The organism is Flavobacterium ajazii, assembly GCF_010614725.1.
Classification (GTDB): Bacteria; Bacteroidota; Bacteroidia; order Flavobacteriales; family Flavobacteriaceae; genus Flavobacterium; species Flavobacterium ajazii.
Genome location: NZ_JAAEHL010000012.1, coordinates 163855 through 174268 on the forward strand (window position 1 = coordinate 163855; position 10414 = coordinate 174268).

The window sequence follows — 10414 nt, forward strand, 5'->3', positions numbered from 1 at the left end:
CATAAAATATTCTATTGTTTTCATATAGCAATATACTAATTTTGTATGAAATAATTTAAAAAACAAACAAAAAATGGATTTAATGGGAATGATGGGTAAACTTAAAGAAACCCAACAAAAAATTGAAGATACAAAAAAGCGTTTAGATACTGTTTTGATTGACGAACAAAGCGCTGACGGATTATTGAAAGTTACTATTACAGCCAGCCGAAAAATAAAAACAGTTTCTATTGATGATTCTTTACTTGAGGACAAAGAACAATTAGAAGACTACTTAATTGTAACCTTAAATAAAGCTATTGAAAAAGCAACCAGCGTTAACGAAAGAGAACTGGATGCTGTAGCCAGAATGGATATGCCGTCTATTCCGGGAATGGATAATCTTTTTAAATAACAAAATTCAGGTTTCAGGTTCCATTACAAAAACCTGAAACTTGAAACAAATTAAATCTAAAACAAAACTTTAAAACTTCACAAGCGTTTCCAACACGTAAGTGTGCATAACTTCCTTATAGTCCAAATGCGTAACAATTCGAAGTTTATTATGTCCCAAAGAACTTATAAGTATATTTTTCTGTTTTAATTTTTCAATCAGTAATTGGTCACTGTATCCTTCAGCCAATGAAAAAATCAAAATATTGGTTTCTACAGGTTCAATAGCTGCCACCCAGGATTTTGTTTTTAAAACTGATGCAATTTCCTTAGCTCTTCTGTGATCTTCGGCCATTCGCTCAATATTATGTGCTAAAGCATATAAGCCGGCTGCTGCCAAATAACCAACCTGACGCATCCCACCTCCTAATATCTTCCTGATTCTTAACGCTCTGTGAATATCTGCTTTGGTTCCAAGCAAAATAGAACCTATTGGAGCACCCAATCCTTTTGATAAACAAACTGAAATAGTATCGAAAATAGCTCCAAATTCTTTAGGATTTTGTCTTTTAGCAACCAATGCATTCCAAATTCTGGCTCCATCTAGGTGGAATTTCAAATTATTGGCGTCACAAACTTTTTTTATTTCTCTTAAATCTTCTAATTCATAACAAGCTCCGCCACCTTTATTAGTTGTGTTTTCTACACAGACTAAACTCGTTAACGGACTGTGATAAAACTCAGGATCATTTATTGCTGCAGCAACCTGAGCTGCATTTATCATACCTCGATCACCATCCAGCAAACAGCATGAAACACCACTGTTAAAAGAAACACCACCGCCTTCATAGTGATAAACATGAGCATATTTATCTGCAATTAATTGTTCGCCGGGTTGTGTGTGCAATTTTATAGCAGTCTGATTAGCCATAGTTCCAGACGGAAAAAAAAGTCCAGCTTCCATACCAAAAAACTCAGCCACTCTGGTTTCTAGCTCGATAACCGTCGGATCCTGTCTGTATACATCGTCGCCAACATGAGCGTTGAACATATACTGCAACATTTCGTAGCTAGGCTTAGTAATGGTATCGCTGATTAAATTTATTTCCATATTCTAAAAACTATATCTTATTTTTGTACGCAAAATTACGTATTACTGTTAGTTATTACTTGCCTGTTTTAATAAATTTTAACTTGCGAATTTCTACTGACCAAATTAACGTAATAATTCTAAAAAACATATAAAACCTATTAATTAATTTATGACAACAGCCGAACAAGTAAAAGGTATTGTGGAGCGCCTTGGTGCGTTGAGGAGGTATCTTTGACGTTGATGCCAAGCTAATCGAAATTGCAAACGAAGAAGAAAAAACTTTTGCACCAGATTTTTGGAACAATCCAAAAGAAGCCGAAAATATTGTAAAAAATCTTCGAAACAAAAAAAAATGGATCGAAGATTATGACAAAGCCGTTTCTCTTACAGATGAGTTACAGCTTGCTTATGATTTTTACAAAGAAGGAGAACTTTCTGTAGACGAGCTCGACGAACAATATGATGTAACTCAGTCTCATATCGAAAACATCGAATTCAAAAACATGCTTTCTGACGAAGGTGACAGCTTAAGCGCTGTAGTTCAGATTACAGCCGGAGCCGGAGGAACTGAAAGCTGCGACTGGGCAGGAATGCTGATGCGTATGTACATGATGTGGGGAGAAAGTTATGGTTATAAAATCAAAGAACTTAACTTTCAGGAAGGCGACGTTGCCGGAATAAAAACCGTAACTTTAGAGTTCGAAGGAGATTATTCTTTCGGATATCTGAAAGGAGAAAACGGTGTTCACCGTTTGGTTCGTATTTCACCATTTGACAGTAATGCAAAACGCCATACTTCTTTCGTATCAGTTTACGTTTATCCATTGGTTGATGACAGTATCGAAATCGACATTAATCCTGCCGATATCGAAATTACAACATCCCGTTCGAGTGGTGCGGGTGGACAGAACGTAAATAAGGTTGAAACTAAAGTTCAGTTGGTTCACAAACCAACCGGAATTCAGATTCAATGTTCTGAAACTCGTTCTCAGCAAGATAACAGACAGCGTGCCATGCAAATGCTTCGTTCTCAATTGTATGAAATCGAATTAAAGAAACAGCAAGCGCAACGTGCTGACATCGAAGCCGGAAAAATGAAAATCGAATGGGGTTCACAAATTCGTAATTATGTAATGCAGCCTTATAAATTAGTAAAAGACGTTCGTACTGGCTATGAAACCAGCGATGTTGATGGCGTTATGAACGGAAATCTTGACCCATTCCTTAAAGCATATCTAATGATGATGGGGCAAAAAGAAGAAGAATAAAGTTATCAGTGGCAATAACCTGAAACTTGAAACCTGAAACATTCAACTAAAAAAAATAGTTATGATAAAATGGGCAGATGTAATTCATTTTACAAATAAAGGAAATCCAACTCCGGACAAAAAAGTTGAGAAAACGGAAGAAGAATGGAGACAAATTCTAACGCAGGAAGAATTTCAGGTAACACGTTTAAAAGGTACCGAAAGATCTTTTAGCTCAGAAATGTGCAGTTTATTTGAACCTGGAATTTACGAATGTAAATGTTGTGGCACTTTATTGTTTGATGCAAGCGAAAAGTTCGAATCTGGAACAGGATGGCCATCTTTTACACAACCTGTAAAAGAAAATGCAATTGGATATCACGCTGACAGATCTCACGGAATGATCCGTGTTGAAGTAACTTGTAATGTTTGCGATTCTCATTTAGGACATGTTTTTCCGGATGGACCTCCTCCAAGTGGTTTAAGATATTGTATCAATGCTATTTCGTTATCTAAAATCAAAGAATAATTATACAAAGCGATTCCTTTTAAAGTGAATCGCTTTTTTTAAATCTTCACTAAACAAAACAATTAACAAAACAAATATAAGTCTGTACTTAACAATTAAATAAGTTATTTAATGAATTATATAACTTTTAAAATAATCCTCACTAAAACACAACAATCACACCTTTCAAAGATTAAAAAAGTTTCAATAAATTAATAGTTAAAATATTAATTTTGTAATATTTAAACTTCTATTTTAAACATTTATTAAGAAATACAAAGATTTAATTAGGTAATTAAATTCTAATTCATTTTATTTGGCAAAAATTAATCCTAAGTCCAATTAAATAATTCAATGAAATCCTATTCAATTCAAGAAATTAATGAAGTAATTAATGGCGTAATATACGGCTCTACTTCTCAAAGTATAACAGCAACCGAACAATTAGAAAAAGCAACGACTTCGGAAATTTCATTTATAGGAAATAAAAAATATGAAAAATACTGGTCAGCATCAAATGCTTCAGTAGCTGTCGTTAATGAAGACATTTCAATTGAACCGGGAGAAAATCGTGCTTTTATTAAAGTAAAAAATGCCGATTTGGCCATGTCTCAAATTTTGGCTCTTTTTGCACCGCCTACTCCAATATTCCATTCTAATATTCACAAAACAGCAACAATTGACGAAACTGCAATTATTGCTGATGGAGCAAAAATAGGTGCAGGTTGTTACATTGGTCCAAAAGTTGAAATTGGTGCCAATGTTACCATTTACCCTAACGTTACAATTTTAGACGAATGTACTATTGGTAAAAATACTGTTATCTGGTCAGGAACCGTGATTCGTGAACGTTGTCACATTGGTAATGATTGTATTATCCATCCAAATGCAACAATTGGTGCCGATGGTTTTGGATTTCGTCCATGCAGCGAAAAAGGATTGGTTAAAATTCCACAAATTGGAAATGTAATTATCGGAAACGGAGTTGAAATTGGCGCAAATTCTTGTGTTGACCGTGGAAAATTCAGCTCAACAGTTCTTGGTGACGGTTGCAAAATTGATAATTTGGTTCAGATTGGTCATAACAGTAAATTAGGTAAATTTTGTATTATGGCTGGAAATAGTGGTTTAGCCGGCTCTGTAACTTTAGGAAACGGGGTTATCATTGGCGGAAGCGCTTCTATAAAAGATCATACTACTATTGGCGACGGAGCGGTAATTGGTGCAGGTTCAGGAGTTACAGGCGATATTGCAGCCGGAAAAACCATGTTAGGATATCCAGCCGTAGAAGCCCGTGATGCTTTAAAACAATGGGCTATTTTGAAACGAATGGTTGGCGAATCCAGGAAATAATTTTTATTACATATTTTATATAGAAAACAGAAGCTGAAACTTCTGTTTTTTTTGTTTACTGTAATTTATAAGCCTTCGAAATTAACTTCTATTTTGTAAATTAGCCAACACTATTTTTCAAAATCAATACTATCTTATGGATTTAAACTTCAATAAAAACGAAGATCATAATAAATTACTTCTTTCAGAACTAAAACAAAAATTTGCAAAAGTTAAATTGGGCGGAGGCGAAAAAAGAATTGAAAAATTACATTCTGAAGGCAAAATGACAGCCCGCGAAAGAATAGCTTATTTATTAGATGAAAATTCTAAAAGTATTGAAATTGGTGGTTTTGCCGGCGAAGGTATGTATGTAGAACACGGCGGATGCCCATCTGGAGGTGTTGTTATTAAAATTGGATACATTAAAGGAAAACAATGCATTGTGGTTGCCAATGATGCTACTGTAAAAGCCGGGGCCTGGTTTCCAATCACAGGAAAGAAGAATCTTCGTGCACAGGAAATTGCAATTGAAAATAGATTACCTATTATTTATCTTGTTGACAGTGCGGGAGTTTATCTGCCAATGCAGGATGAAATTTTTCCTGATAAAGAACATTTTGGCCGTATTTTTAGAAACAATGCCCAAATGAGCAGTATGGGAATTACCCAAATTGCTGCCGTTATGGGAAGCTGTGTTGCCGGTGGTGCTTACCTTCCTATTATGAGCGATGAAGCTTTAATTGTCGATAAAACCGGAAGTATTTTCCTTGCCGGGAGTTATCTTGTCAAAGCTGCAATTGGTGAAACTATTGATAATGAAACTTTAGGAGGAGCAACTACACACTGTGAAATCTCCGGAGTTACAGATTATAAAGCTAAAGACGACAAAGATGCTTTAGACAAAATCAAAAATATTGTAGATAAAATTGGTGATTTTGATAAAGCAGGTTACAGCAGAATCAAAGCTGAAAAACCTGCCTTAGACCCAAATGATATCTATGGAATTCTTCCAAAAGCCAGAACCGAACAATATGATATGATGGAAATCATCAAACGTTTGGTTGACAATTCAGAATTTGAAGCTTACAAAGACGGTTACGGACAATCTCTAATTACTGGTTACGCCAGAATTGATGGCTGGGCTGTCGGTATTATTGCCAACCAAAGAAAAGTCGTAAAAACCAAAAAAGGCGAAATGCAGTTTGGTGGCGTTATTTATTCAGATAGTGCCGATAAAGCCACTCGTTTTATTGCAAACTGCAATCAGAAAAAAATTCCTTTGGTGTTTTTACAAGATGTTACCGGCTTTATGGTAGGTTCAAAATCAGAACATGGCGGCATTATTAAAGACGGTGCCAAAATGGTAAATGCAGTAAGTAATTCAGTTGTACCAAAATTTACAGTTATTGTCGGAAATTCATACGGAGCAGGAAATTATGCCATGTGCGGAAAAGCCTATGATCCCCGATTAATTTTTGCCTGGCCAAGTGCCGAACTTGCCGTTATGGGCGGAACTCAAGCCGCAAAAGTATTGGCGCAAATTGAAGCTTCTTCGCTTAAAGCGAAAGGAGAAGTAGTTGATGAAGCAAAAGAAACAGAACTATTCAATAAAATAAAAGCACGTTACGATGAGCAGACTTCTCCATATTATGCTGCATCAAGACTTTGGACAGATGCCATCATTGATCCTTTAGAAACACGCAATTGGATTTCGATGGGAATCGAAGCAGCCAACCACGCTCCTATTCAGAAACCTTTCAATTTAGGAGTAATCCAAGTTTAGATTCAAGAATTCTCAGTTAGACGTTAAATAAAAAACAAAAAACTCATTTTCAATACTTTAAAAATAAATATCTGATTAAAAATTAGTAACTTAGTATATAATTTTTAATCCTGTAGCATCATGGAAAATGTAAAAAGTTTGAATAAATGGGCGAATGCGCACACTTATTTACCATTAGATTTAGTACGTATTGTTTTGGGTGTTTTTTTATTTATGAAAGGTGTTTCGTTTGTCACGAATGCTCAGTATCTGCATGATCTAATTTCTCCTATCGATCAGTATGGAGGCGGAATGTTTCTTTTACATTACATCGCCCCGGCTCACATGATTGGCGGAATAATGATTGTTTTTGGTCTTCTGACCCGTTGGGCAATTGCCGCTCAGTTACCCGTATTATTTGGTGCAGTACTTATCAATTTTATGGGCCGTATGCACTCCGAAAGCTTAATTCTGGCTATAATTGTATTATTAGTTTGTATCTTCTTTTTGTTTTATGGAGGAGGAAAACATTCTGCAGACTATTACTTCAAAATGCAGCAATAATATAAATTTATCCCCAACCCATTAAGTTGGGGATAAATTATAAAAACAATTTTTAAGAAGTAATTAGCAATTTAAATTTTCTTAATTGTGTTTTATGAACTATATTCGCCGCCATGGACTGGATTCGTAAAACCGTTATTTTTGTATCACTTTTGATAATGGGAATTTTTGCCGCTCAGGCAAGCAACCTTCCTGTACAAAAAATCGAAAACCAAAAGACGGACAGCAATTTTTCTAAAGATATTGCCGATTCATCAGCCTTCATTCAACCACAGGGCAGTTATCAATTTGCTGCAAGCATCAAAACAGATTATCCTGTCGAAATTAAATGGTTCGACTCTTTACTGCCTGTTCTTCCGCAGCATAAAACCGTCAAAACATTATTTGACTTAACCCGACAATTTTCAATTCAGAGCAAAAAAATCTCATTATTGCTCTATGCCTTCCACTTTTTTTGGTAGATAAATCCATGAAATTTTAAACGGAAAGAATTCTTTTTTCCGTAACTATTGAACCGTTTTCTTCCTGAAGACTGTTTATAATTTCATATTATTCACCAAATTTAAAAACATGGAAACAAGTGTAACTATAATTGGTATTGTGATTGCGGTCATAGTAGCCATTCCTATTTATTTTTCAGCACGATCGAGTGCTGCTAGCAAATCTAAAATACTGAATATCAAAAAGAAATTCAACCCGAATAATCCTGAACATTTTGATCTGACAGAATCTAAAAGCAACAAAACACTTACCATCGATCAAAAAAACAGAAAGTTTATCCTGATGAATTTCAATCCGAAGCAACAGGAATCAATTTATGTCGATTTAAAAAATGTTTCTTCCTGTAAACTGGTTTTAACCACCGAAGGAAACTCGGATACTATTGTTAAAATAGATTTTGAATTTCAGGAAAAAGAAAGTTCTAAAAAAATCACCATACCATTTTATGATTTTGATGACGACCGCATCAAGCAGATAAGCGTTTATCAGGACCATCAGTTTGCAAAAAAATGGCTTAAAATTATTCAGGATTCCATTTGATTCCCATTTCACGTTAGTTAGTTATTTAATTCAGAAAAGAGGCTCGTAATGAGTCTCTTTTTTTTGTGGCTAATATGATATTTATCATTTTAATTTTTTAAGTGATAAAGTAATTTTGACTCTCTAAATTGTTTTTTATGGAAATTTCACTCATTCAAAAATACAATGTTCCCGGACCAAGATACACCAGCTACCCTACTGTTCCTTACTGGAATGAAAGCGATTTTACCCAGCAAAAATGGATTGAATCGCTTCAAAAATCTTTTGCAGAAAGCAATTCAGAAAACGGAATAAGTTTGTACATTCATTTACCTTTCTGCGAAAGTATGTGTACCTTTTGCGGATGCAACAAACGAATTACCAAAAACCATGCTGTTGAAGAAAGATATATTCAGGCTATTTTGAAAGAATGGAGCCTCTATTGCAATTTACTTTCTGAAAGACCAATTATAAAAGAAATCCATTTGGGTGGCGGAACACCTACTTTTTTTTCAACAAAAAACTTAGAACATTTGATAAACGGTATCTTCAGTTTTTCTAATAAAGCAGAAAATTATGAATTTAGTTTTGAAGGACATCCCAACAATACGACTTACGAACAATTGAAAAAATTATACGATTTAGGCTTCCGCAGAGTTAGTTTTGGTGTTCAGGATTATTCAGAAAAAGTACAGAAAGCGATTCATCGTATTCAGCCGTTTCATAATGTGGCAAAGGTTACTTTTTGGGCAAAAGAAATTGGCTACACTTCCATCGGGCATGATATTATATTTGGTTTGCCATTTCAGACGATTGAAAATGTGATTGATACTATTGAAAAAACAAATTCCCTAAAACCCGACCGACTCGCTTTTTACAGTTACGCTCATGTGCCGTGGATTAAAGGAAACGGACAGCGCGGATTTAACGACGAAGACCTGCCCAAAGATGCCGAAAAAAGAAAACTATACGAAATTGGAAAAAAAATGCTTTCTAAATATGGATATCATGAAATTGGAATGGATCATTTTGCCCTGACATCCGACAGTTTATACAAAGCAACACAAAACAAAGAACTGCATAGAAATTTCATGGGTTACAGTTCTTCGAAAACGCAACTTATGATTGGTTTGGGTGTTTCTTCTATCAGCGACAGCTGGTATAGTTTTGCCCAAAATACCAAAAGTCTTGAAGATTATTATCAATTATTAGAATGGAATCAGCTTCCTGTCGTTAAAGGTCATATTTTAAATGACGAAGATTTAATTATTAGAAAGCACATCTTAAACTTAACCTGTACACTTGAAACTTCCTGGAACAATAAAGCCCTTTACTTTGAAGAACTTCCTTTTGTTTTATTGGATTTAAAAGAAATGGAAAAAGATCAGTTACTTATAATTGGTGAAGATAAAATCACAATTACAGAAGCCGGAAGGCCTTTTGTCCGCAATATCTGTATGGCTTTTGATCTGCATTTAAAAAGAAAATCACCTGAGACAAATTTGTTTTCTATGACGGTTTAAAAGGGACGCTCATTTTTTATGAATAGATATTCTTGTCGTAAGTAATTGATACGAAAAGGTAATTTAGAGCGAAAAAGATTATATTTGGAAAAATATATAACAAAACAAATCTTCGTGTATACATCTAAATTTGGGTAGATATGCGAATGTTTGTTTCGCATATAAATAAGTTATGCGTCAGCTTAAACAGCGAACCAATAGAAATTAACAAGACAAAAAAATGATTACAGCAAAGGTAATTCCGCAGACATTAATTTTGGCGATGGCACTTTTTATCTCTTCTTGTGGTTCAAATAATGAAAAAAATAATGCCCAAACAAATATGTCGACAATAGTAAACAACCAACAACAGACCGCACCTATTCAGACACAAAGGCCTAAAAACAATTCAACAATGTCCAAACTATCTCTTGGTAACTTTAAAGATATTCCAGATGAAATAGATGGCTGTTCTTGTTATTTTTCAGAAACAGAGCAAAAATTTAAAAATGATGAATACTTGTTTATTGCTGGATTTGATAGTATTGGTTTTATTTCTGTTGACAATAAACTTGTGAAACTTAAACTTGTTTCAACTGAGCGAGAACCAAACACTTTTGGTGACTACGACCACATTGATGTTTATAATTCTGAACTTTACAAAGTGACAATTGATATAAAATATAAAAACTCAAAAGGTGATGAAACTTGGTGGAATGACGGAACTGTAACGATAGAAAGTAAAGACGGAAAAAAAACAACTAAAAACTTTGTAGGCGAGTGTGGTTGCTAGACAGAAAAAAAGCCGAACGCATAACACACGCTACAAGCAAGCTGGGCAATAGGCTTAATTTGAAGATGGTTTTGTGTTTGAAAAAATAGTTTTAACTCAAAGTTTAGGCTTTCTTAATCCCAGCCTGCGTGTAGCGCGAGGACGTCAAACTGTCTAAAAACCTCCCTTTTCACTTTAAATTCATTGGCTTAAAACTTGGCTAAAACCTGGATATTTCG

11 protein-coding genes are annotated in these 10414 nt (G+C 34.7%); 10 read left to right on the forward strand and 1 reads right to left on the reverse strand.

The window, feature by feature from the left end; translation table 11 throughout:
* The first annotated feature begins 73 nt into the window (after positions 1-73).
* Complete coding sequence (locus tag GWR14_RS19840; protein ID WP_163410882.1) at positions 74-394, forward strand: YbaB/EbfC family nucleoid-associated protein; 321 nt, start codon at positions 74-76, stop codon at positions 392-394.
* Positions 395-463: 69 nt separating this feature from the next.
* Here GWR14_RS19840 and GWR14_RS19845 read toward each other — a convergent pair whose 3' ends face one another.
* A complete protein-coding gene (locus GWR14_RS19845; RefSeq protein WP_163410883.1) occupies positions 464-1483 on the reverse strand; it encodes a threonine aldolase family protein in 1020 nt (339 codons plus the stop codon).
* A gap of 151 nt (positions 1484-1634) precedes the next feature.
* Between GWR14_RS19845 and prfB the strand changes: the two genes are divergently transcribed.
* From prfB to GWR14_RS19890, 9 genes are all read left to right on the forward strand, one after another.
* Positions 1635-2733, forward strand: a protein-coding gene (gene prfB / locus GWR14_RS19850) for a peptide chain release factor 2 (RefSeq protein WP_163410884.1) whose coding sequence is annotated in 2 segments (ribosomal slippage) — positions 1635-1697 and positions 1699-2733 — 1098 coding nt in all. Because the reading frame shifts where the segments join, the coding sequence is not laid out codon by codon here.
* 61 nt (positions 2734-2794) lie between these two features.
* Entirely contained in the window at positions 2795-3241 is a 447-nt protein-coding gene (gene msrB, locus GWR14_RS19855) for a peptide-methionine (R)-S-oxide reductase MsrB (RefSeq protein WP_163410885.1), read from the forward strand.
* A 333-nt stretch (positions 3242-3574) separates the two neighbouring features.
* Positions 3575-4573, forward strand: a complete 999-nt coding sequence (gene lpxD, locus GWR14_RS19860) for a UDP-3-O-(3-hydroxymyristoyl)glucosamine N-acyltransferase (RefSeq protein WP_163410886.1) — start codon at positions 3575-3577, stop codon at positions 4571-4573.
* A gap of 136 nt (positions 4574-4709) precedes the next feature.
* Positions 4710-6338, forward strand: coding sequence for an acyl-CoA carboxylase subunit beta (locus GWR14_RS19865; protein WP_163410887.1), 1629 nt, complete (start codon positions 4710-4712; stop codon positions 6336-6338).
* Positions 6339-6458: 120 nt separating this feature from the next.
* The gene (locus GWR14_RS19870; protein ID WP_163410888.1) at positions 6459-6881 is read left to right on the forward strand and encodes a DoxX family protein; all 423 of its coding nucleotides are present in this window, start codon (positions 6459-6461) and stop codon (positions 6879-6881) included.
* A gap of 113 nt (positions 6882-6994) precedes the next feature.
* Positions 6995-7342: a hypothetical protein gene (locus tag GWR14_RS19875; RefSeq protein WP_163410889.1), complete on the forward strand. Its 348-nt coding sequence runs from the start codon at positions 6995-6997 to the stop codon at positions 7340-7342.
* Between the two features lie 109 nt (positions 7343-7451).
* Positions 7452-7922, forward strand: coding sequence for a hypothetical protein (locus GWR14_RS19880; protein ID WP_163410890.1), 471 nt, complete (start codon positions 7452-7454; stop codon positions 7920-7922).
* A gap of 137 nt (positions 7923-8059) precedes the next feature.
* Complete coding sequence (hemN, locus tag GWR14_RS19885) at positions 8060-9424, forward strand: oxygen-independent coproporphyrinogen III oxidase (protein ID WP_163410891.1); 1365 nt, start codon at positions 8060-8062, stop codon at positions 9422-9424.
* A gap of 220 nt (positions 9425-9644) precedes the next feature.
* Entirely contained in the window at positions 9645-10196 is a 552-nt protein-coding gene (locus tag GWR14_RS19890; RefSeq protein ID WP_163410892.1) for a hypothetical protein, read from the forward strand.
* Positions 10197-10414 lie beyond the last annotated feature (218 nt).